The 22,539-nt window shown below is 40.4% G+C and carries 21 protein-coding genes; 13 read left to right on the top strand and 8 right to left on the bottom strand.

Annotated elements, in window-relative coordinates:
- Positions 1 to 16: 16 nt before the first annotated feature.
- Positions 17 to 2,785: a response regulator gene (locus ACLOAU_RS19390; RefSeq protein WP_427863562.1), complete on the bottom strand. Its 2,769-nt coding sequence runs from the start codon at positions 2,783 to 2,785 to the stop codon at positions 17 to 19.
- Between the two features lie 22 nt (positions 2,786 to 2,807).
- The gene (locus ACLOAU_RS19385) at positions 2,808 to 3,608 is read right to left on the bottom strand and encodes an alpha/beta fold hydrolase (RefSeq protein WP_427863561.1); all 801 of its coding nucleotides are present in this window, start codon (positions 3,606 to 3,608) and stop codon (positions 2,808 to 2,810) included.
- A 409-nt stretch (positions 3,609 to 4,017) separates the two neighbouring features.
- Between ACLOAU_RS19385 and ACLOAU_RS19380 the strand changes: the two genes are divergently transcribed.
- Together ACLOAU_RS19380 and ACLOAU_RS19375 are read left to right on the top strand one after the other, a co-directional pair.
- The gene (locus ACLOAU_RS19380) at positions 4,018 to 4,224 is read left to right on the top strand and encodes a hypothetical protein (RefSeq protein WP_427863560.1); all 207 of its coding nucleotides are present in this window, start codon (positions 4,018 to 4,020) and stop codon (positions 4,222 to 4,224) included.
- Between the two features lie 125 nt (positions 4,225 to 4,349).
- Positions 4,350 to 5,171 (top strand): alpha/beta fold hydrolase, encoded by an 822-nt coding sequence (locus ACLOAU_RS19375; RefSeq protein ID WP_427863559.1) that lies wholly within the window; start codon positions 4,350 to 4,352, stop codon positions 5,169 to 5,171.
- Between the two features lie 86 nt (positions 5,172 to 5,257).
- On the opposite strand, the gene ACLOAU_RS19370 is transcribed toward ACLOAU_RS19375, so the two are convergent.
- The 4 genes from ACLOAU_RS19370 to ACLOAU_RS19355 all read right to left on the bottom strand — a co-directional run bounded on the left by ACLOAU_RS19370 (position 5,258) and on the right by ACLOAU_RS19355 (position 10,586).
- Complete coding sequence (locus tag ACLOAU_RS19370) at positions 5,258 to 7,117, bottom strand: asparagine synthase-related protein (protein ID WP_427863558.1); 1,860 nt, start codon at positions 7,115 to 7,117, stop codon at positions 5,258 to 5,260.
- Between the two features lies 1 nt (position 7,118).
- Positions 7,119 to 7,247, bottom strand: coding sequence for a hypothetical protein (locus ACLOAU_RS19365; protein WP_427863557.1), 129 nt, complete (start codon positions 7,245 to 7,247; stop codon positions 7,119 to 7,121).
- 855 nt (positions 7,248 to 8,102) lie between these two features.
- On the bottom strand, positions 8,103 to 9,851 hold the full coding sequence (locus ACLOAU_RS19360; RefSeq protein WP_427863556.1) for a GEVED domain-containing protein: 1,749 nt from the start codon (positions 9,849 to 9,851) through the stop codon (positions 8,103 to 8,105).
- Positions 9,852 to 10,013: 162 nt separating this feature from the next.
- The gene (locus ACLOAU_RS19355) at positions 10,014 to 10,586 is read right to left on the bottom strand and encodes a Crp/Fnr family transcriptional regulator (protein WP_427863555.1); all 573 of its coding nucleotides are present in this window, start codon (positions 10,584 to 10,586) and stop codon (positions 10,014 to 10,016) included.
- A 1,091-nt stretch (positions 10,587 to 11,677) separates the two neighbouring features.
- Here ACLOAU_RS19355 and ACLOAU_RS19350 point away from each other — a divergent pair.
- Both ACLOAU_RS19350 and ACLOAU_RS19345 read left to right on the top strand, forming a co-directional pair.
- Entirely contained in the window at positions 11,678 to 12,748 is a 1,071-nt protein-coding gene (locus tag ACLOAU_RS19350) for a 3-oxoacyl-ACP synthase III family protein (RefSeq protein ID WP_427863554.1), read from the top strand.
- Positions 12,749 to 12,842: 94 nt separating this feature from the next.
- The gene (locus ACLOAU_RS19345) at positions 12,843 to 13,583 is read left to right on the top strand and encodes an NYN domain-containing protein (RefSeq protein WP_427863553.1); all 741 of its coding nucleotides are present in this window, start codon (positions 12,843 to 12,845) and stop codon (positions 13,581 to 13,583) included.
- 360 nt (positions 13,584 to 13,943) lie between these two features.
- Here ACLOAU_RS19345 and ACLOAU_RS19340 read toward each other — a convergent pair whose 3' ends face one another.
- The gene (locus tag ACLOAU_RS19340; protein ID WP_427863552.1) at positions 13,944 to 14,204 is read right to left on the bottom strand and encodes a hypothetical protein; all 261 of its coding nucleotides are present in this window, start codon (positions 14,202 to 14,204) and stop codon (positions 13,944 to 13,946) included.
- Between the two features lie 14 nt (positions 14,205 to 14,218).
- On the bottom strand, positions 14,219 to 14,434 hold the full coding sequence (locus ACLOAU_RS19335; RefSeq protein WP_427863551.1) for a hypothetical protein: 216 nt from the start codon (positions 14,432 to 14,434) through the stop codon (positions 14,219 to 14,221).
- A 388-nt stretch (positions 14,435 to 14,822) separates the two neighbouring features.
- Between ACLOAU_RS19335 and ACLOAU_RS19330 the strand changes: the two genes are divergently transcribed.
- From ACLOAU_RS19330 to ACLOAU_RS19290, 9 genes are all read left to right on the top strand, one after another.
- Entirely contained in the window at positions 14,823 to 15,122 is a 300-nt protein-coding gene (locus tag ACLOAU_RS19330) for a response regulator (RefSeq protein WP_427863550.1), read from the top strand.
- A 47-nt stretch (positions 15,123 to 15,169) separates the two neighbouring features.
- Positions 15,170 to 16,351 (top strand): PAS domain-containing sensor histidine kinase, encoded by a 1,182-nt coding sequence (locus ACLOAU_RS19325; protein WP_427863549.1) that lies wholly within the window; start codon positions 15,170 to 15,172, stop codon positions 16,349 to 16,351.
- Positions 16,315 to 16,620 (top strand): sensor histidine kinase, encoded by a 306-nt coding sequence (locus ACLOAU_RS19320; protein ID WP_427864305.1) that lies wholly within the window; start codon positions 16,315 to 16,317, stop codon positions 16,618 to 16,620. Before ACLOAU_RS19325 ends, ACLOAU_RS19320 begins: the two co-directional genes overlap by 37 nt.
- 217 nt (positions 16,621 to 16,837) lie before the next feature.
- A complete protein-coding gene (locus ACLOAU_RS19315) occupies positions 16,838 to 17,197 on the top strand; it encodes a response regulator (RefSeq protein ID WP_427863548.1) in 360 nt (119 codons plus the stop codon).
- Positions 17,198 to 17,942: 745 nt separating this feature from the next.
- Positions 17,943 to 18,896 (top strand): fatty acid desaturase family protein, encoded by a 954-nt coding sequence (locus ACLOAU_RS19310; protein ID WP_427863547.1) that lies wholly within the window; start codon positions 17,943 to 17,945, stop codon positions 18,894 to 18,896.
- Positions 18,897 to 19,033: 137 nt separating this feature from the next.
- Positions 19,034 to 19,246: a hypothetical protein gene (locus ACLOAU_RS19305; RefSeq protein WP_427863546.1), complete on the top strand. Its 213-nt coding sequence runs from the start codon at positions 19,034 to 19,036 to the stop codon at positions 19,244 to 19,246.
- A gap of 294 nt (positions 19,247 to 19,540) precedes the next feature.
- Positions 19,541 to 19,822, top strand: a complete 282-nt coding sequence (locus ACLOAU_RS19300; protein WP_427863545.1) for a hypothetical protein — start codon at positions 19,541 to 19,543, stop codon at positions 19,820 to 19,822.
- 620 nt (positions 19,823 to 20,442) lie between these two features.
- Positions 20,443 to 20,643, top strand: a complete 201-nt coding sequence (locus ACLOAU_RS19295; protein WP_427863544.1) for a hypothetical protein — start codon at positions 20,443 to 20,445, stop codon at positions 20,641 to 20,643.
- 91 nt (positions 20,644 to 20,734) lie between these two features.
- Positions 20,735 to 21,826 carry a calcium:cation antiporter gene (locus ACLOAU_RS19290; RefSeq protein ID WP_427863543.1) on the top strand — a complete coding sequence of 364 codons (1,092 nt, stop codon included), beginning with the start codon at positions 20,735 to 20,737 and terminating at the stop codon, positions 21,824 to 21,826.
- The last annotated feature ends 713 nt before the right edge of the window (positions 21,827 to 22,539 follow it).

Here is a 22,539-nt window from a genome sequence, read left to right as displayed (position 1 = left end):
AAATAAAACTACGGTATTATTGGAGAGATGCTAATGCTTGTTTCAATTCAACTTCAGATTTCGCATAGAAGGACTTCACGCTACTTATTAATTCAGGAATACCGGTAAGATTATTTTCTTTATTATATTGCTCTATCCACTCTACCAGTTTAGCGGGCTCTTCAGAACCTATATACCTAAATGTACCTTTTAACTTATGAGACAAAAACGCTATCGCATTTTTATCGCCGGCCAGGGACGCCTTATTTAATGCCTCAATATTCGGGCCCACTGTTTCCAGATAACTTTCTATTATCTCAATAATAAATTCATTTTCTCCACAGGCCAGTTCTGTTATATATTGCAGGTTGATCGAATTATGTGTATCATAACTCTCTTTAAGTTCAGCCGCCCATTTCTCAAGTGCTTCTTTAATATCCTGAATTTTATAGGGCTTGCTTAAATAATCGTCCATGCCTGCCGCAATTATTTTCTCCCTGTCGCCGGCAAGGGCATTGGCAGTAAGGCCGATAATGACAGGCCGTTTCCCGCTTTTATAGTCTTCAGTTATCACTCTGGTCGCTTCAAAACCATCCATTTCGGGCATCATGATATCCATAAAAACAATATCATATTTTTTTTCTCTTGTTTTTTGAACAGCTTCCTTTCCGTTCCCTGCGAGGTCAATAACATAGCCCAACTTCGACATGGCCCGCACTATAAACTTCTGGTTAATTTCATCGTCTTCAGCAACAAGAATACTAACAGGAAGTAAATCTGCCATCGGAGTATATTTGTTTTCCTTAAGAGGCGCTATATCTATGCCGCCAAGTATATTTAGTAATACATTTTTTATCTGATCATGCTTAGCCGGTTTGTTAATAACAGCACTAAATAGCGACTTTACGTCTGTTTCTTCGGGCAGGTACCCTGCTGAACTAAAAAGAATGAGCGGCAGGAAAGTATCTTGTTGCCTGAATAACCGGCCCACCTGTATACCATCTGTATCGGGCATCAGTAAATCTATAATGGCCACATCAAAGCCTCCGCCGGAAACAAGTTTAAGGGCTTCCTGATAATTATCTACAGCCATCGGGTACATCCCCCATAAGCTGCACTGCTTGCTTAAAATCTTAAGATTAGTATCGTTATCATCAAGTATTAGAACCTTTTTACCATTCAAAAGATGACTGGAGGGCTTCTCCTCCGTTTTAAAATGTGTACATTCGGTATTCGCCATTACCTTGATAGAAAATATAAAGGAAGTTCCTCTACCTTCTTCACTTTCCACATGTATATCACCCCCCATTAACTTCACCAATCGCTGGCAAATGGCCAAACCCAGGCCAGTACCTCCATATTTTCTTGTAGTAGAGGAATCGACCTGCGAAAAGCTATCGAAGAGTTTATAAAACTTATTGGAGGGTATGCCTATTCCCGTGTCCTTCACTGTAAATTGTAATGTATATATACCATCTTGAAGCCCGGCATTTTCAACGGTTATTTCAATTTCTCCACGGTTGGTGAATTTAATTCCGTTAGAAATAAGATTCAACAATACCTGCCTGAACCTTGCGGAATCACCAATGATATCAGCCGGTACATCGGGCTCTATATAATATAACAGATCGAGCCTTTTTTCATTTGCCTTTACACTCATCAGGTCATACGCTTCCTCGATAGCTTTGCTCAGCCGGAAAGGTGCTGTTTCCAGCTCCATCTTACCTGACTCAATTTTAGAGAAATCGAGAATATCATTGATAATAGAAAGCAAGGACTCCCCGCTTACCCGTATCGTATCAACATAGTCCTGCTGTTCCGCATCCAGTTGGGTAAGAGCCAGCATACTGGTCATACCGATCACTCCGTTCATTGGTGTGCGTATTTCGTGGCTCATGTTGGCAAGAAAGTCAGACTTGGCCTTGTTCTGGTCGTCTGCTATCTGCCGTTTCACTTCCAGCTCGGCATTCAGCTTTTTAAGTTCTTCGGAGGCTAAATAAATAGGAGTAATATCTGCAAAAACCCATAACCGGCCTTTAATATTCTCTGAGATTACCGGTTCGCAGGAAACATCCAGCACTTTTAAGTCAGGCTCGGTAAAGAGCCAGTGCCAGCCTTTAATCATCCCATCAGGTTTCTGGAACAGTTTCGCAGCTTCCCGGGCTATCTCGTTTGCATTGGCTGCGGTAAGTCTCCATTTATGCATTGCCTGCGATACCACCAGAGCAGGATTCCGACCTTCTTTAATATTCAATAACAAAGAAGCCGCTTTATTTACCCAACCATCCCTGCCACTATCATCCAAAAAAAGTATGGCCTCATCTACTGCGCTCATAATGGCATTATAACGTGTAGAGAGATGTTCGAAGGAATAATAAGTTTGGGCGAGCAGGGTCATGCCTTTTAACCCTTCCCATACCTGGTACAGGAAGGTATTAAATGCATCATCTACAGTTATATGAGTAGCAATGATAAATATTCCTGAGAAGTTACCCTGGATAATCGGGAACAATATATTTTTTCCGGGGAACAGGTTTTGCGGCGCATCATCTATGCATTTTATATCGCCTGCATTTATGGCAAGGCTGGCATAGTCTGCATCTATAAAGCCGGAGGATGTTTGGCTGGTTGAATATAGTATCCTCGCCGTAACAACATCCTCCAACCTTATAAAAGCGGCGGCAGTTGCCCCGGCATATTTCTGCAGGTTGCAGGTGGTACGACTTCTGATTATAGCGATATCTTTTTCATTCTTTAACTCGTACAAACTCAGTAAAAAATGAAGCGATCTTTTTTGCCAATCCACTGTTGTAGTATTGTCCAAAATATTACCCGATAAAGTTTTTAATTTCCCTGATTATTTCATCAGGGGCGCTGATATGTGGAAAATGCCCTTCGGCCGCAACGGTTTTAAGCTGGCTATTGGTAATTTGCTTATTTAAATACAACGCCACTTCTGCCGGAACCGCGCTATCGTGCTGAGTTTGCAACAACAATGTATCAATAGTAACGTTAGGCAGCTCTGCTCTATGATCAGACTGAAAGATAACACGGACTACAGACTGTGCAATATCCGGCCTGATTGCTACCAGGGACTGTGCAAAACTTTCAGCGAGTTCGGGCCTATCCACATTTTCCATAACCATTGGTGCAAAACCGCTCACCCAGGCGTAATAATTATTTGCCATTGCCGAATAAAGCCCGTTGAGCATTTCCTGCGTAAAACCGCCTTTATAACCATCGCTATCCAGGTAGCGTGGTGAAGCACCTACCAGTATCAGTTTTTTAAAACGCTCTGGCTCTTTAACAGACGCCAGCAGACTGATCATACCACTCACCGAATGGCCTACCATTATAACATCTGTCAGATTTAGTGACCGTAAAATAGCTAATAAATCTTCCGCATAAGAGTGAAGCGTGTCGTACCTGTTCGGGCTGAATGAGCCGGGATCCGATTGTCCCGCCCCCACGTTATCATATAATACAATTTTAAAGTCATTTGAAAATGCAGCGGCAACCTTTTCCCAGGCAGTTTGATCGGTGCCAAATCCGTGCGCAAATACAATCGTTTGCGCCGCACTTTCATTTCTTACAGTAACATTATTTTTCTTAACTATATCTACCGGCATGTAATGGTTTTACGATTCAAAATCGTGAAGGGTATAAACAAATGAGCATAGTATTATTGATGACACATCACATTTACAGCAGATGGATCAATTATTCATTTTCGCATTACAAATGTATAGAAGAAAGTGAGATCATTCCCGTTAAAAAAAAAGTTTATATAAAAAAATTACGGTCTAAAACAATACCGTACAATTCCAGCAATAAGTTTCATTTCTACAATTATTTCATTACCCTTATTTTCTAATATCCCAATTCATAACATAAAAAAAAGTAATCCTTCACCACTATATCAACCATTGCCTCAACCTGTGTCTCGCCAGAAATGCCACCAACTGCAGCAATGGTTTTATGGCGCCCTGACTAAGTTCCTTCTCTATCTTTTTCACTAAAATTCAACCTGGTTAGCTAATGCCACCATCACTCAAAAAAGATATCCGGAAAGCTGAATCAGGAAAGAAAAGCAATTCAGGTTTACAAAGCAGTATTATCAGCGGGATGAATGGAGGTTACCATTTTTTAACAGAAATATTCAGTGAAAACATATTGCCTGCTTCCACCGGTATAGGAATTGTTTACTACTACAGTGCTTTGAATCACTTAAGTAACTGGAAATAAAATCCATTAAAATAAGCGATCTTAACCTGGGTTAAGATCAATTGAATTTAACTGTGTTACATTCGCTAAGGATTACGACAGACAATACTTTATATACCCATCATAACATTAAAACTTTAAACAAAATGAGCACACTAAAATTAAAAGACGGAACCGAAATTTTCTATAAAGATCAAGGTGAAGGACCTGTGCTAATGTTTCACCATGGATGGCCTTTATCATCAGACGATTGGGATGCGCAGGTAATTTTCTTCCTGCAAAAAGGCTATCGCGTAATAGCACACGACAGAAGAGGGCACGGTCGCTCCAGCCAGAACATATACAATCATACCATTGAGCAATACGCTTCCGATGTGGCTGAACTGGTTGAGTTTTTAGATTTAAAAGACGTAGTACACATTGGTCATTCTACTGGTGGCGGTGAAGTAATTCGTTATGTGAATAAATATGCTAAGGGAAGAGCGAAGAAGGCGGTTTTAATCAGCGCTGTTCCTCCTGTTATGGTAAAAAGTGACACTAATCCTGACGGTGTTCCTATGGAGGTTTTCGACAACATCAGGGAGCAGACGCTGAACAACAGAAATCAATTTTATATCGACATAACCTTCCCTTTTTATGGTTATAACAGAGCAGGTGCCGATATAAAAGAAGGTATACAGCGAAACTGGTGGAGACAGGGAATGATGGGTGGTATCGTTGCTCATTATGACGGCATCAAAGCTTTTTCTGAAACCGATTTTGCAGAAGATTTAAAAGCAGTTGATTTACCGGTCTTAGTGCTGCATGGTGAAGATGACCAGATTGTACCCATAGAAAATTCGGCTATAAAATCTGCAAAATTACTTAAAAACGGAAAACTGATCACATACCCTGGTTTCCCGCACGGGATGCCAACCACAGAACACGAAACGATCAATAAAGATCTTTTAGCGTTCATTCAGTCATAGTCGTAACAGCCACAACCCAGCCAGGCAACCAGGCAAACAATTCCTGGTTATATAATATTATCCTTACTATCATAAGTAAGGATTTTTTATTTAATTATAATACTTACTCTTTTGCAGTACCCATTTGAGCCGTATCTATATATAAGAGTATTCGCTAAAACATCATACAACAACTCTTTACCCAGTTTGCTCCGGAGCATCAACAAAATAGTGATCCACTGCATAAAGCGGATATCGGAGCCCGACACGTATTTCGAGGTTGTTCCTGACAGCCAATGATGATGGTAATCGCGGAGTGGTTGCAGACTAATAAATTGCTCGTATGGTTGTGGTGACTCAGGGTATAAGAGTTCGTGGATCGTGGTTTGACTACCTTTAAAGCGGTGATGAAATCCCGGGCTATAGGGCTGTTTATCATTTCGATCAAGAATCAGATCCGGAACTATTCCCCGCATAGCTTTCCGTATCATCCCGCGTCGCCTGCCATCTATAACAAATAATTCCGGCGGCATCGCTGCCAGGAAAGAAAGCAGGTTGAGATCTAAAGCAGGAAATGTGAATTGAATGCCATACCTTGCTGCCGTTGCATTGATACCTGAAACGATTCGTCCCATGCTGCCATCACGAATGATTGAAGCTACATGCGCTTTGTGGTCCAGAAGCTCTCTTTCGCGTTCCGGCAAGTCATTCAACTTACAATTCAGCACATTGGAGGGTTCGAGAGAACAGGCGTTGCTTCTTTTCAATATACTCCGTAACCATTTAAAGGCATTGCTACGACGAATAATGTTACTATAAAAGGAACGTTGCAACGAGATGCCTTCAGCCTGTGCGCGCTGCTTCAACAAACGGAACGCGCTCCTGTAATGTTGCTTTTTCCAGTAAGCAAAAGCAATGCTATCACCCTGCCAGGAGGCGAAGTAATCGCCCCCATACCCCGTGTATAGCTGCTGCACTCCACAGGCTTTGGCAGCTTCCAGGATTGCACGATCATGATAGTGAAAGATATTCGGGAAAGTAGGCTCTGTCTTTATTGCTTCATCCAGTCCGTCGAAGATACCTGCTTCGGGTATATCAATAAAGTGCAACTTTATATTCGGATATTTCTCAGCAACCGCCTGCATATATATTCGCTCATCTGTAATAGAATCGGGAAAACCTTCCGGCACCGTTGCACAAAAACAATGTAAGGTTTGTCCTACCCCGGCCAATGTCTCAGCGAGTATGCAGGCTATCGCAGAAGAATCCAGTCCGCCGCTTAAGGTTACACCTACTGTAACATCAGTCAACAAGGCATCAGTTATCGCCTGCCTTAAAGTTTCCCGGTAAGCAGTAACCCAACCTGTATTAGTCTCCGGAGCATCAATCTTACGATAGGCAAATCCCGATGCTTTCCTCACCCTTATTTCTTCACTGATACCAAAGTAGAAATAACCGGCAGCTGCCAGTCGATGTATCCCATTTACATAAGTCAAAGTGGCATCAACGTTCCTACTGACATATTCCGATATACAATCAGGATTGAAATCGGGATGTACATCCAATGTGGCCAGTACTCCATCGAATTGGGAACAAAACAAAAAACATTCACCATGATCCCTATAGTACATAGGTCTTGACGCAATCTGATCAACAGCCAGCAATAGTTTCTTTAGAGAACGATTCCAAATCACAAAGGAGTAGCTTCCTTCCAGCTGATCCACACAGGCTTCACCATATCTGAGGAAAAGATCTATCACGTGTTCCGGGCTGAAACGGGCGTCCACTACTGCGACATAATCACCGGTGCAGGCAATAGCAGCTCCCCCTACTCCAATGAAAGTATGATCATCCTGGTAGTAAGAAAACACTTCACATGGGAAAGCAGAAGCAATCCATTTCTGCGCCTGCTTCAGGGATGTAGCTATCAATTCATTTCTGCCTACACACCCAATAATAATAGCCATATCAGGAGGTTGGATCAAACTCGCTGGCAAAGTCGGAGCCGGCGCCACCACTACCGTTAATACAACTTTCTATGGTTTCAGGAGTAATCCAGTCCTTTTTAGAACTGATAGGGCTTACATTCATTTTCATTTTAGAAGGCTTTAAAGTGAACTACAAATTTAATAAGTTAGTTCAAAAATTGTGCAAAGTCAGGATCTTATAAAGATATCTGGGACGGGCAGGCATTTTTTAATAAGTCCGGAACTGATATCCAAGCGTTGGCAGATGTGGTGAGAGTTGTGGACAGATATAAACATTTATACTTGTCCGTAACTCCTTTAGAATTCTCCACTCCAAAAGGATACTGGTGGAAATAGGTCATCTATTTTATTCAAGTCTTTTCAACACCAGGGTGCGAGTTTTTTTATTCCTCAACCTACAGAGAAAAACTCTTGACGTTTCTTAACTGGTATGAGACGGGATAATTTCATGATCCAGGACACTCTCACAGGGAGTTTACTCAAACCTTCTCCACACTCTCGTGCGGGGCCTTTTTCCAGGTCAACTCAACTTATCAGCAATTACTATGGATAGAATCTGGTAATACCGGTTCAAATAATATCATAATTCCTGCGCCCTTAATTGCTCCCAGGGTTGGGCCACTCCATCTGCAACAGTTCCATTTAGCATATATCAGCTTATTGGTTAGCCAGGATATATTTAGAAAAGGAGCGGGTAACCCTGGTTTGGATAATTTTATATGGCACGAAGGATTGTACTTGATCAAAAAAGGCAAATAAGAATCGTGGCAACAACAGAAGAAAACCGAAACCATGATTTGGAAAAATCAGGAGACGGCTTTCTACCTTCTAAACAAAATACATGATTAGTTATTTTAATATATTTCGTGTTTTGAACACTTCAACATCTAATACTTCCAATGGCCCTGCCGCCTATAGAAACAATGAGATTAAAGCTATATAGGTCAAAACCATTCATAGTTTTTTATCTCCGTATTATCTGCACTACTTTCGAATAGGATACAGTGCCGTCCTTATCGGACTGCGCAATGCGAACAAATAATTTTTCACCTGCATTTAAACTTGTTGTAGCGTCTTTCTTACAAGCAACAATTCCAATACCAGTTAGCATTATAATAGCTGCAGTTGTGGTCCATCTTTTTCTTTTTCCGGCAGATCCTAATAGTGCTATACTTAGAAAGACCGTTCCAATTACTATACCACCAGTCAAATCCTTCGTAAAGCTATAACTAACCGCGATCGAGCTATCGCCACCAGTTTTTGAAACAACTGTCCCTATCGATTGAAAATGCTCACCGTCAGTTGATACTTCAACTGTGTAATGATCATTATTCACTTCCTGCAAGCTCTGCCAGTTTACAAAAAGCCGGTTGTTTTGAATATACGCCTCAATATTTCCGAAGGTAACAGGTAATACAGATACGACGTTTATCCTAAGGTCTTCAACCTCCCCATTAGTGGCGGTTCCTGTAGCGCTATTAATCTCGGCACTTGAGCTGCCAATACGCAATCTTGTTATTTTATAACCGGTAGTAACGCCCGACGGAATTGTACCTTCGCCGGTCGCGGCTCCGGAGCTTCTCCAGGTTAGGTTGATGGAAGTGCCCCCCGCAGGTATTGTTGCCGTGGCATGCTCTGATGCTTCAAAAATGCCGTTATTGTTCCAATCAATCCACCCGCTTATATAAGCTGGGCTGCCGGTGCTGTTTGTGTAAGGTACTGTAAACGTATAAACATTGGTTCCAGTATAATCTACAGCAGTAACATCTTCATCATTATAGCCGGAAGTATTAGTATTATCAGCATTAACAAGTGCAGAACCGCCGGTTGATATCTCGTAATCAGGCCGTGCGCTTCCCAGGTATAGCGGGTTTGCACACATTGCATAAGCGTGTTTGGCTATTCCATAAGAAGCCGGAGCATCACCATAGTCGTACGGAATACCCATAAACGTAGCATCCAGGTAAAAGTAATAGTCATAGTCTCCCGGACCAGAATCTGCAGCATAATTTACCCAAGCATCTCCTCCACCTACAATCTGAAGTCCCAGCTTTACACTTACATCGCTTATTGTTGCACCATTGGCAACCGGTCCGGATTTTAATGAAAGCAGCGAGGTTGGCATCGATTGGGTAGCCGGTGAGGTGCTATAGACGGTTCCACTTCCCCCATCTGTAAAGGATGCAGTAGGATGCACCGCAGCCGTTGTGGCAAAAGTGTAGCCGGAGGCCGCACTATTATAGGGCATTAACTGAATTTGACTGGCAGGTAAATCAGTACCATTTACTTTCCCGCCCAATACAGTAACATACACACTCCTGCCATCACCTAATATTCCTTCAAATCTTTGCTGGCCCACGTTCCATGTAAGATAGCGAAACTGAGTTCCGGCGACATTTTGGGTCCAAAAAGCGATTCCTTTTATAGGAATAACTATCTCTGAAAGATCGCCCCCGGTACTATTAGTAATATCTCCCGCAATTACCTCTACCTCGTTAAGGCCTGAAACGGAGGTACTGGCATTATTGCCAAATACAACTGTCGCCGGTAAATTTTGGGGTACAATGGGAAAAGAACTACTCACTTCTCTCGCAACAACTACATTGCCGGAGGTGCTATTAGTCCCATTAAAATTACATGTACCGTAAGTTTGTGCTCTTACGGTTACAAAGCTAATTAGTAAAGCTGTTAGAGGGAGGATAAGAAATTTCATACATTTATATTTTAGCTTATACAGCAGATAAAATTTGCCAACGATTCTTATACAGCTAACGGTCCGCTCTAAAGACTTAAGCCTGGTAAGAATGATCAAAACTTTCTTGATATAAGGAGGCACAAAGAAAAGCAACTATCTAATTCAGGAAATGAACCTATGTTAAAAAATGGCCCTTCGTATACGGCTGAGCGCCTGTGGTGTAATCCCTATATAAGAGGCTATATACTTGAGAGGAATATTTTGGATAAGGATTGGATTTCCATTTAAAAGCTCCGCATACCGTTTTTCTGCAGAATCAGCCATAAATGAAATAAGGCGCTCAGTTGACCGAATATAAAGCCCCTCTGCAATATTCCGACCGATATAGTTACCAACGCCAGACTCCTGATATACACAAGCCATATCTTCATAACTGATACTCCAAACTATTGTAGGCGTTAATGCCTGTATGCTTAGAAAAGAGGGAGAACGCTTCAAAAAAGACAGGTAGCCACAGGCAAAGTCCCCCGGAAAAGAAAAGCTCAATGTGTGCTCTTCGCTGTCTTTTTTACAAAAAGTCCGGCATACTCCCTCCTGCACAAAAGATATATAATTTTCTGTTTTCCCTATTTCCAGAATCTTTTCGTTTCTGGAAAATTCTCTTACTATTAAATGACTGGAAAGAACGTCCCAATCTCTATCTGATATCTTCGCGATCTTCTGGTAGTAGTTTTTCAAAAACTCTGCCGCCATAGCTTTGGTTTATTGGGCTGGTTAAGGTGATAGTATGAAAGAATTAAATTGACAGAATGGTTCCAATCCCCCTCGTCCTGCTTTAGAATTAACACGTTTGGAAAGTTGAAAGTTGCCCGACTTGGTATCTGTTCCAATCAGTTAATGTTTTATGTATATCAATCTAGCCCTCTACATGCTTACGAATAGCTTCGCTACCCGCGAACAGACTTTCGTCGCATCCCTGGCTACAGCAGGAAGTGCCTGCTTAGTTATAAATCCCTGGCTCTAATTATGTGAGAAAGCATTAGAAAAAACGAGTGATGAAAATCGTGTTAATTTCATTTTATTTTGTTTTGTTTAGATGATAGACATTGCTAACTGCATTTAACCTATCACAAGAAAGTATTGAAAGACGAAGGTAAAAGTCAGACAAGGCTATCTGTAGAAAATTCGACCAATGCTGTTATTCGATAGGTGGATTACTAAAAAAAACGGATCAGTAATCAATTAAATAAATGGATGCCGCGAAATTAGCTTATCGATTTTTTTATATCTGGATTGAATTCTATCTATTGTTTTGAAAATCTTAGAAAAGCTGGTACGACCACATAGCCAGGTGATATGCTTATAAATTTCCGCAATCGTCATCCGGATTGCTATAATTTTATTCAAGGTATTTTTGTAGAGCAACTTCAACTTCTTTTCATCATCAGGCCGACGGTAGCTATCCTATCATTGCCGGAGCAGAAAAAAGAATACCCATCAATTTCGACGACCCTAAAGTTTCAGATGGCACGCCGGAACAAGCTAAAATCTATGCTGAAAGAAGTTTGCAGATGGCTTCAGAAATGTTTTATGTTTTTTCAAAACTCAAAAAGTGATCCATGCATCCTAAACTAAAGTTTCTGGACGGCTATCTTCTTTGAATCAGTGAACCGGGTTACAAACCAATGTTCACGTAATCGTATTAGATAATTTTCGAAGATACTACCGGTAAAAAAGCTTAAATTTATAGAATTATCAATTACTTCGCTGATTGTACTGCTGTAATTAGTAAGGCAACCATCTGGTAAGCTAGACCAACAATTGCCTAACTAAAGTTATAAACAATGCAGTTTAATTCATTAATCACAGGTACCGGCGCGTATATACCTACCCATATTCAAACCAACGATGCTTTTCTTGATAACCAGTTTTTTGAATTATCAGGTCATCCGATCCAGGTATCTACAGAAATAACAATCCAGAAATTCAGGGATATAACGGGCATTACCGAACGTCGTTATGCCGCAGCACATATTAACACTTCAGACATGGCGGCCTCCGCTGGCTGGCAGGCATTAATCAGTAGTAAAATTGATCCGGAGACTTTGGATCAGATAGTAGTTGCCCATAATTTCGGAGATGTTTCCTACGATACTTACCAGACTCAGAATGTACCGTCGCTGGCCAGTAAAGTAAAACATATCTTAGGCATCAAACAACCCAATTGTATCGCTTACGATGTACTTGCAGGTTGTCCCGGTTGGCTACATACCGTCATTCAATCTCATGCCTGGTTTAGGGCAGGAATGGCCCGTAAAGTATTGTTGATTGGAGCTGAAACTCTTTCCCGTGTAGTTGACTCAAGCGATCGGGATAGTATGATATTTGGCGATGGGGCTGGCGCGGTTGTAATGGAATATAATGCAACTAAAGATATAGCGTCCGGAATTTTAAGTTGTTGTGCACAAACCCATAGCATGGAGGAAGTTAGTTATATCAATATGTCGGGCTGCTTTAAACCTGGTGATACGGATACCCTATTTATGAAAATGAAAGGAAGAAAAGTATACGAATATGCATTGAAGCACGTTCCCCTTGCTATGAAAGCATGTCTTGATCAGGGCAATGTTTCTGTCAATGATTTGAAAAAGATCATCATTCACCAGGCCAATGAAAAAATGGATGAGGAGATCGTACAAAGGTTTTACAAACTCTATGAAGCTGTTGCACCGGAAAATGTAATGCCTATGTGTATACAATGGCTGGGCAATAGTTCAGTAGCTACGATACCTACCCTATTCCATTTAATAAGAACGAATCAGATATCCGGCCACGAAATAAACCGGGGAGACATTATTCTTTTCGCTTCTGTTGGAGCGGGGATGAACATAAATGCTGTTTGTTACAGGGCCTAAAAATGCTGGTAATAAACAGCACTAAACAAAACATTAATACCTTTAAGAAGGGCTTGATCACTCAGGCTATATAAATCTCAAACTATTACACAAAATGACCGATGATAAACTTGCTGTATTGATCGATGCAGACAACGTGCCCTACGCAAACGTAAAAGCCATGATGGAAGAAATTTCCAGGATGGGAACACCTACCATAAAGCGCATCTATGCAGATTGGACCAAACCAACAGTAGCAGGGTGGAAAAGCGTACTATTAGAAAACGCCATAACACCTATTCAACAATACAGTTATACCAAAGGAAAGAATTCCAGTGATAGTGCGCTGATCATAGATGCAATGGATATTCTATATTCAGATAAGGTTACAGGATTTTGTATCGTTTCAAGTGATAGTGACTTCACGCGCCTGGCTACAAGACTACGGGAAGCTGGTATGCGGGTTATTGGTTTCGGTGAGAAAAAAACACCTCAGCCTTTTATTTCAGCGTGCGACCAATTCATCTACCTGGAAATTCTCAATAATAACCCTCCGGCAAGAAAAGGATTGCCATCCGGCAGAAAACAAAACCATCAACCAAAATTGAATAGTAATATTAACGCCGACACTGTAAAATTAATTTCAGATAGTATAGCAGATCTCGCAGATGAATCAGGATGGGCTTTTTTAGGAAACCTTGGTAATTTTATCATCAAGAAAAAACCCGACTTCGATCCGAGAATTTTTGGATTTTCAAAGTTGCTTCCTTTGATCAAAGACATTGACCAGTTTGAAATTGATGAACGCGAGTCCGGCATTCCTAATGTCAGGCATATTTTCGTCAGGAAACGATAAAAGGTATATGCTGATTATAAAAAAAACCATAGCGAATAAAATGCCGTACATGGGCATATTTGGTTGTTTTAAAAGAAATACTTAACTGTATTTTAAAAATAGTATTGGTTCAACATTCAAATACAATGATCTCTGTTAAATAACGCATGCAATGGGAAAAGCCATAAAAAAAATGTATCTTCACGTTATGCCCAGTTTTAATATCGGCGATTCAGTAACGCTTTTACCTCCATTTTCCACGACCAATACTTATATCATTCTTGCAATAAACGGCGCATACTTTACGCTGTTTCGCAAGGGTGAGCATAAAAATCTCATTATATATTTCAAGTGTATAAGCCAGGCAGGTCAATTCTTCTCTCAGCAGTCTTCATAACTCTCAAGCCCTCCGCCTGGGTTATCATTCTGAATTCCATACCTGGTAAGACTGATGGTAGGAATATTACCCCTATGGATATCAATCAATCTTCTGTTCTCTAACTCCACCAGCAGAACAAGTACCTTTTCTGCCGAGATGGGAAACTCAGATAATAAATCGGATAAACGAATACGTATTTGCGGATTAAGTGTTTTAGCACTTAATAACTTAACATAGTCAAATACTTCTTTACTAGTGGTCATAGAACAAATTTAATTTAACCAAGTATCTTTCTTTCCGTTACTATGTAAAGGGGCTCTTTACTCTCCAGGTCCTTATACCAGTACCAGGAAGCCAGATCTATTACTGTTTGTTTTTCAGCCTGCCAAAAAGCTATGGCATCACCCGTTACAAATACGTTGCTCAGTGTTAGCTCTTCACCATTCAACGTTACCTTTAACAAAGACAAAGCCTTTGAACCATCTTTATTCATTCGATATAATTTATTGTCTTTTTTACCAAAAGACAAGTTGAAAAAAAATTACACAGTGGCAGTAATAATAAAACACAAGTGAGTGCAGCTTATAATAGAGTGGTGTAGATGTGTATTTCGTCTTTCTGTTGACTGTTAGATTTAAAGGTAGACATAATATACCGTTTGTACTGATAAATTTTACAAACCTTGCATAATTGCCTTTGCTGTGCTTTTTAAACGTTACTTTTGGAAAGCCTTTATATAGTGCCTAAAGGCATTCTTACCAGTAATGGAGTTGATACAATTGAGCTAAGAACTTTAACAACATTCATGTGCGTATTTTTCTTTTCTATAAAAATAGTTTCAGGCGATTTGAACAAATGCAGCGAATAGCTCTGTTCTAGAAATGATCGTACTACAGTCAAGAGTTTACCGGCAAGAACTCAGCAAGCAAATTCCCGACCTGATAATATTAGACGTAAGGCTACCAGACGGCAACGGCATTGACATATGTACCGAAATTAAGAGTCATAAGACTTTAAAAGAGCTGCCGGTCATTCTTATGCCAGCACATCCAGACGCAAAAAAGTCAGCTGAATGCTGTGTAGACACTTTCGTTGAAAAGCCTTTTTCCATTGACGTTTTTCGACAACAAGTCAGACAGTTGCTGAACAAGTTCAGCCCAACGCATGCAGAGGTGATGTGAAACAAATTGAAGATTGTAGCCGCTAACCAAATAATAATTAGAATTAAATGAACCACAATAAAGACTACTACGTACCATCTTCGCTAATCGAAACCATTAACGAACCTTGTATCATTGCAGACCTAGATCACATCATCATTACATGGAACCATGGTGCTGAGAAGCTTTTTGAATACAATACTTCAGAAATAACCGGAAAGCATTTGTCTGCACTGCTATCACCGGACAGTTTCAACTCTCTTGTAGATAAGGCTAATCAGGTTGCCCGAATGATGACCGAGCGATTCGACTGCATAATCGTTACAAAAAGCGGAAGACACCTTACGATTAATATTTTACTATCGAATGTTATAGATCACCGGGGAGCTTTAGCTGGCAATTCGCTTATGTTCCCTGAGGTTAAGGAGAGATATAAAATTGGTGCTATGCCTGCCGAATCAAACGAGCTGATGCGACTAACGTTCGACCCGGCTACAGACTTTGCAATAATTACTTTCGACGCTTCCGCTAAAATCATGACATGGAGCAAAGGTGCTGAATTAATATTCGGATATTCGGAAACAGAAGCGATAGAGCATCACACTTCCCTGATATTCACCTCAGAAGATGTGGCCAACGGAATAGATGAACTTGAATTACAAACCGCCGGGGTTAAAGGGCGCGCGGAGGATGAAAGATGGCATGTTGGAAAATATGGCACCCGCTTTTTCATGAGCGGGGTTATGGTGTCCATTGTTGACAATGGTGGGGCAATCATAGGATACGCTAAAGTTACCCGTGACATAACCAAACGAAAGGTTCTGGAGGAGCAAAAAGATGAGTTTATAAAAATCGCAAGTCATGAATTAAAAACTCCTGTTACAACTGTAAAAGCTTTCATTGAAATTTTGCTGGAAAGGTTCGAAAAAAGCGAAGACCAACTCACTGCCGGTATGCTACAAACGATTGACACCCAGGTCAGTCGTTTGGTAGAATTAATCCGTACTTTACTGGACACCACAACCTTTACATCAGGCGATATGCCCATGCGGATGGAATCCACTGATATCAGCACTATCATAAGAGAACAAATCGCCGCGTTTGAAAAGATATCCCCAAATCATCGCCTCGTCTATAATCCTCAAAAACTAAGACCGGTTATACTTGATAAAAGACTCATTGAACAAGTTTTTGTAAACCTGATCTCTAATGCATCAAATATTCTCCTGCCGGCAGTGATGTTTTCATAACTGCTGCTGAAAACGAGAACGAAATAGTGGTAACCGTTAAAGACTCGGGAATTGGTATACCGCCGGTTGAGATCAATAAAATCTTTGACCGCTATTTTCGTGTTCCAAACACCTACACCAAGTCCATTTCTGGAATTGGCCTTGGTTTGTATATTACAAAAAGTATCATCAAACGCCACGAGGGCACTATTTTCGTAGAAAGCAAAGAAGGTGAAGGCTCAACATTCAAGTTCACACTTCCCTTCTATCAGGCAACTAACCTGCCGTAACCCGCCTGTCTTATTTCTTGCCCGATTGGAAAATTAACCCCAAAACGAATAACAATTGCCTCAGGATTTTTGGGGTAACATTGCGAACTACTAAATCTTTCTTCCAGATGTGCCTGACCTGTCTAAACATAGAGTCCCAATTGCTGTTTCACTGTTATTTGGCATGAAAGTTTCGGCTAATGATAACAAAGTCGCATGTAATTTAAAGATCGTAAAAATGGATCACAAAAGAATCATGGTAGTTGAGGACGATCCCGGCATACGGGATGTTTTGGAGATTCTGTTAACAAATATTTCAGACCATCTTTACATAGCTCCTACAGCAACCGCATTTTATTCAGAGTTGGGAAAATACATTCCCGATCTGTTCATCATCGATATTATGCTGCCAGATGGCAACGGGGTTGACATTTGTGAAGACCTGAAAAAAAGAAAAAGCACCTCAGAGGTACCGATAATCCTGATGTCTGCCAATTTAACGTTTGCCAATGTACTGCACTGCAAAGCTGACCTTTTTGTACATAAACCTTTTGACATCAAAACTTTTGTTGGAGGAGTAAAAAGCCTGCTTAACTAAAAAGGTGAAACAGCTCACAGAGCTGTCCGGGATCTTTCATCTTAGCTACTATCCTATTAAGCTCCGGCATATGTTCATTGCCTGTGGGAACTTACCCTGTAGATGGAATACACTATCTGCCATAAAGCTCTTTGCTTTCGCCCCTTAATGTCGCCAGCCTCGCTTACTCAGCGGGCTCTCTTCGACTTGGTATACCGTTCGCTACTATTGAATCCTGACAGAATTCCACAATGGACGTTAACAAATACCTGGCCTGCCATTCGTGAAACAGGAATTCTGATCTAAAAGATGCTTACCTGGTTGAAAAGAGTTTGAAACTTTGTACTACTGTGCTCATCTCTTAAATCGACTATCTGTACAACATCGAGATTTAGTACCATATATTATCAATACCTTTCAATATATGGCAGCACATAAATATGGTTGTTATGTTAAGATATTGGTATAGTTAAAATCATGCAATCGGGCTGAATTTAATAGTGTATCTTTGCCATCACACAGACTTCGTTAACACATTACAATTTGTAACGGTTATCCGAACGGATACCACACGATTCTACTTTATTACCGACTGCTGCGGCTTCTTTATTCACTCTTCAAATCATCATTTATCAAAAAGCTATCATTTAATAAATCAGCACATGCTGACTTCTCAACGACACTAAAAGACCGTGTTGCCTCCTATCTTAGCTCCAAAGGTAAAAGCAGGTATGGGAATCAATCGCTGCTTTTCAAAAGTATCTTTATGCTATCGCTTTATCTTGTACCCTTAGGCTTTATTTATTTCGGAAGTATTGTACAGGTATGGCAGTTATTCGCATTATTTGTTGTTAGTGGCTTTGGAATGGCGGGTATAGGCATGGGCATTATGCATGACGCCTTACATGGTTCCTTCTCCAAAAACAAGGGTATTAATAAATGGATGGGGTACACCATGAACCTGATAGGCGCAAGCGATGAGGTTTGGAAACTACAACACAATGTATTACACCACAGCTTTACTAATATTGAAGAACATGATGACGACATTAATGCCCCCTTTTTCCTCCGGTTTTCACCACATGCAAAGAGAAATCGCTTACACGCTTTTCAACACTTGTATGTATGGCTTTTTTACGGTCTTTCCACTGTATCGTGGATCACCTCTAAGGATTTTATCCGGTTGTACCGTTACAAAAAACTGGGATTGATTAAAGACAGCGGAGAGTTTAAAAAAATACTTTCAAAGATCATTTTGTGGAAGCTGATTTATTTTTCTTATGTGCTGGTATTGCCCTTGATACTTACACCATTTGCCGCATGGATAGTTGTGTTGGCTTTTTTGGCAATGCATTTTGTAACCGGACTTTGTATATCCTCCGTTTTCCAAACTGCCCATGTAATGCCAGACACTTCCTATCCATTGCCAGACAGCATGGGTAAACTGGAACATCAAAGACTGGTACACCAGTTGGCAACCACCTGTAATTTTTCTCCGGGAAGCAAATTATTCTCATGGTTAATTGGCGGCCTTAATTACCAGGTAGAGCATCACTTATTCCCGCATATTTCTCATGTACACTACCGAAGTTTGGCGCCGATTGTAAAAAGAACCACTGCTGAATTTGGAATACCGTACTATAGTTATCCTAATTTTTTTGCTGCTTTAAAAAGCCATTATCAGATGCTTCGTAAACTGGGTAATACTTCGCCGGTATAGGTGGTTTCATTAAACAGTACCAGGGATGCGAAACGCAGGCCAAATGGATTTAATTATATTACTATGGATAGCGAATTGCCAATTATTTTATCGATCAGCTGGCGAATTAATCGCTATCTTTCCTGAAATAGATAACGATGCGCCAGGTTAATATAATCAGCTTCAGAGAGCATAAAGAAAGAGAAAATGATAAGTGGATGGAATTATCCAACGGCGAACAAGTAGCCTTGTCCGAATTTCAATTAGAAATACTGTGGAAGCGGTGGGTTAATATCAGGGGCAAGAAAAGACAGGATAACCGCAAATACAATATTTTTTCCTTTCCAAGGCCAGAAGTGTTCGACATTTAGAATACCCTTATATCAGATTTTACATCTTCAGTCGCGGATTTGCAATTATACCTGTTACCCATGCAAGCCTTTTCGATCTCATTAGTGCACTCAGCGTAAGTATCTACATAAATTGATGGATTTACAAGTACTTACCCAATCGCAGGTGAACATTTATAATAAACTTGCAGCCTCAAACCTGACCTACAAAATTTGCTGCCACCAAACGGTTAAAAAGATAGTACCTTTAGACTAAGTCGCCTGGATCACAAATTGATTTTTACATTCACTTCCCTTTATCCAAAAACCCAGTTTATGTCAACGCAAAAAATAACACCAGCACAATTATTGTTATTGAAGGAAGGAAACACAATTATCAGGTATCCCTGTGAGGGAAAGCCGGTAGACCAATTTGACGAAGACAATATCAGTCAAATTCACGCCTTCAAAATAGAATCTATCAATTCTTCCACTGATATGATGGAGCTGATAATTAAACACGCTCCCTTCATGTACGCGTCACCAGGAGATATCAACCATTTATTCATAAAGTCTCAAGATATCGTATTGCAAAAGATTTGGTGGGTAGAATTATGATAAGAACAGGATTTGATAAGGCATGCTAACAACAATTGAATTGAATAAGTACTTCGAACATACACTTTCCGTTAAGTAGCCTCAATAAAATTTACACCACCATTAATAACCTATTTTATTGCGCCTGAAAACAACAGAACGAAAAGCCCAATAATGGTTCTTCTAAAGCTGCGAAAAGTGCCGGCAACACAATAAAGCATCCCTACTACCGGGGGCTGTCGTTCACTATAGATACACCAATCATGCATGAAAGAAAATGAGACAACAGGAGCCAAAAACCGTATCTTTACATGGGTAGCAGTAACTTGGCAATCCAAAGCAGTATCACCTAGCGCTCATGGTGTTTTACTTATAATAGCTCAACTCTTTTCTTCTTCCGGTTAGTAATTACATCCTGTATAAATTATTAAACCATTGGCTTTCGCAACTAAGCATTTGAACCGGGAAGTCCGTAAACTTCAAACTTAATTTTTTATCCTTTGCGAAGGTGGGGTGGGTTAAAGAGTTGCCGGCAGGAATGTTTGCATACCTGGTCTTGTGATCTTTATTTGTTCCAGATAGACCCTTGCAATAACAAATGAGCCAAAATATAAAAATTGCTCTTTAACAAGCGCTCAGTTATGAAAACGATAAACGAAATAAAACAGGATATTGTAAACAAAACCATAGAGATCACCAATGAGTTCCCAGACTTGTCCGCCAAAATTAAAGAAATGTCTTTAAAGGTTTCAGGAATGAGCATTGAAGGGATAAGCCATCAGGACCTGGTTGAATACTATGAATCATTAGAAAATCTGTTGAAAACTCGTTCCAAAATTTGACGCTTTAATAACACTCAAAAAACATATTAACTATGCTTTCTATCAGTATCTCCGGCCCTGCCAGGCATATCCCCAAATTTTAAAAACTCAAATGAAACAACGCATCTATCTGACATTGTGGACAATTGTAATTCCGCTTTTAGCATGGCTTGCCTATGGGGGAAGTCTCTTGACCGGTTTTGAAAATCCGTTCTTCCATCCGGTAATTGCTTTCTTGTTAATAGGCAGCGTACTTGCTGCTGTACATCATGCAGAAGTAGTAGCGTATCGTATGGGAGAGCCATTTGGCACACTAATCCTTGCAGTAGCTATTACCATAATCGAAGTATCCCTGATCGTTTCATTGATGCTTACAGATAGTGGTCAGAGCACAGCAACACTTGCGCGGGACACTGTACTGGCTGCAGTTATGATTATTCTAACAGGAATAGTGGGAATTTGTCTTTTAGTTGGGGGCGTTCGCTACAGAGAACAGGTTTTCAGCCTGCAAGGCGTAAGTGCAGCCTTGGTAACGTTAACTGCAATATTGGTTTTCACCCTTATTCTCCCCAACTTTACTACCAGTACATCTGGCTCCGAATACACTTCTCTACAACTAGGTTTCGTTGCGTCGGGATGCCTCATACTCTACATCGCTTTTACCTTAGTGCAAGCTATCAGACATCGAGCATACTTCTTACCTCCCCATGCAGAAGGCGATGAGGATGCCTACCCTGAACCGCCGACCAAAAAAGAAACATACGTTAGCGCACTGCTTCTGATTCTTTGTCTTGGAATAGTAGTATTATTAGCTGAAGTTTTAGCTCCCGATATAGAAAGCATAGTAGAGCAAGCAGGGGCTCCTAAATCACTGGTAGGTATTATCATAGCCGCAATAGTGCTACTTCCTGAAGGTCTTGCAGCATTTCGTGCCGCTCGAAAAAACCGTCTGCAAACTAGTCTGAATTTGGCTTTTGGATCTGCTCTTGCCAGTATAGGGCTTACTATTCCTGCTGTAGCTATAGTATCTATCACAACCGGGATGAAAATCATACTAGGCATTGATATGAAGGCAATGGTGTTATTGGTGCTGGCACAATTTACAATTATGCTTTCACTTGCAACGGGGCGAACTAATATATTACAGGGCATTGTCCTGCTAATGATATTTCTAGTTTACATCTTTCTCACGATTGCTCCCTGATGAAATTACGTATTGAGTGAAACCTACAAATACTCTTTGTTTTTTCGATAGCCGCATGCGGATGGTACAATCCAAAGAATGCTTAAAATTAACTTTTAATGTTTTTCTACTTCAAGCATTTCAGATCTTGAGGTTCTAAAATTTCCACACAGGTCTTATCAATAATCCTGTATGTAAATCCTTTGGCTCCTTTAAGATTCACATAAAATGGACCGATTTCTAAAACTGTGTAGATGCAGGGTGACGTTAAAGGTTTTATGAGTTTCACATAATCTCCAACTTTCAATTGAGTCATGTTATAAAGGTAACCCTTAAATTCGACAAGTGCTTAAGTTGAATGAACTATAAAACCATCAGATAGGGTAACTTTTGCTTATATTGCATAATTACCTGCGTTTGACTATATGGATAATATTGCTGCAGATACGATTGCCGGAACCAGTATTTTTCTCTTTTTTTAACGAAGCAAGGGGAAATTATTTGAAGATCATGTTATTAATGGATTCCAGGGAACAAAGCCAGTTTCTAATTCTTCCCAAAGCGCAAGAGTGGCTTGCTCCGGGCTACGCCGCAACAATGAATATTCGTTCTGAATTGGCAAACGAAACGTGCTCTCGTGACAGTTAATTTGTAGCAATCAAATCAAAATTAAGAAAATTTAGCACGCCCCTTGGCAGATACTTTGCACAGTCAAACCAGATCAATACACCTAC

The sequence above is a fragment of the Paraniabella aurantiaca genome (genome assembly GCF_050309965.1).
Classification (GTDB): Bacteria; Bacteroidota; Bacteroidia; order Chitinophagales; family Chitinophagaceae; genus Niabella.
Note: the sequence above shows the minus strand (reverse complement) of the source record. Positions and strands in the feature narration are given on the sequence as shown.

Coding starts and splice junctions, on each gene's coding strand:
- ACLOAU_RS19385 (WP_427863561.1), bottom strand. CDS start 3,608: ATGCCGGTAGATATAGTTAAGAAAAATAATGTTACTGTAAGAAATGAA.
- ACLOAU_RS19380 (WP_427863560.1), top strand. CDS start 4,018: ATGCCACCATCACTCAAAAAAGATATCCGGAAAGCTGAATCAGGAAAG.
- ACLOAU_RS19375 (WP_427863559.1), top strand. CDS start 4,350: ATGAGCACACTAAAATTAAAAGACGGAACCGAAATTTTCTATAAAGAT.
- ACLOAU_RS19370 (WP_427863558.1), bottom strand. CDS start 7,117: ATGGCTATTATTATTGGGTGTGTAGGCAGAAATGAATTGATAGCTACA.
- ACLOAU_RS19365 (WP_427863557.1), bottom strand. CDS start 7,247: ATGAAAATGAATGTAAGCCCTATCAGTTCTAAAAAGGACTGGATTACT.
- ACLOAU_RS19360 (WP_427863556.1), bottom strand. CDS start 9,851: ATGAAATTTCTTATCCTCCCTCTAACAGCTTTACTAATTAGCTTTGTA.
- ACLOAU_RS19355 (WP_427863555.1), bottom strand. CDS start 10,586: ATGGCGGCAGAGTTTTTGAAAAACTACTACCAGAAGATCGCGAAGATA.
- ACLOAU_RS19350 (WP_427863554.1), top strand. CDS start 11,678: ATGCAGTTTAATTCATTAATCACAGGTACCGGCGCGTATATACCTACC.
- ACLOAU_RS19345 (WP_427863553.1), top strand. CDS start 12,843: ATGACCGATGATAAACTTGCTGTATTGATCGATGCAGACAACGTGCCC.
- ACLOAU_RS19340 (WP_427863552.1), bottom strand. CDS start 14,204: ATGACCACTAGTAAAGAAGTATTTGACTATGTTAAGTTATTAAGTGCT.
- ACLOAU_RS19335 (WP_427863551.1), bottom strand. CDS start 14,434: ATGAATAAAGATGGTTCAAAGGCTTTGTCTTTGTTAAAGGTAACGTTG.
- ACLOAU_RS19330 (WP_427863550.1), top strand. CDS start 14,823: ATGATCGTACTACAGTCAAGAGTTTACCGGCAAGAACTCAGCAAGCAA.
- ACLOAU_RS19325 (WP_427863549.1), top strand. CDS start 15,170: ATGAACCACAATAAAGACTACTACGTACCATCTTCGCTAATCGAAACC.
- ACLOAU_RS19315 (WP_427863548.1), top strand. CDS start 16,838: ATGGATCACAAAAGAATCATGGTAGTTGAGGACGATCCCGGCATACGG.
- ACLOAU_RS19310 (WP_427863547.1), top strand. CDS start 17,943: ATGCTATCGCTTTATCTTGTACCCTTAGGCTTTATTTATTTCGGAAGT.
- ACLOAU_RS19305 (WP_427863546.1), top strand. CDS start 19,034: ATGCGCCAGGTTAATATAATCAGCTTCAGAGAGCATAAAGAAAGAGAA.
- ACLOAU_RS19300 (WP_427863545.1), top strand. CDS start 19,541: ATGTCAACGCAAAAAATAACACCAGCACAATTATTGTTATTGAAGGAA.
- ACLOAU_RS19295 (WP_427863544.1), top strand. CDS start 20,443: ATGAAAACGATAAACGAAATAAAACAGGATATTGTAAACAAAACCATA.
- ACLOAU_RS19290 (WP_427863543.1), top strand. CDS start 20,735: ATGAAACAACGCATCTATCTGACATTGTGGACAATTGTAATTCCGCTT.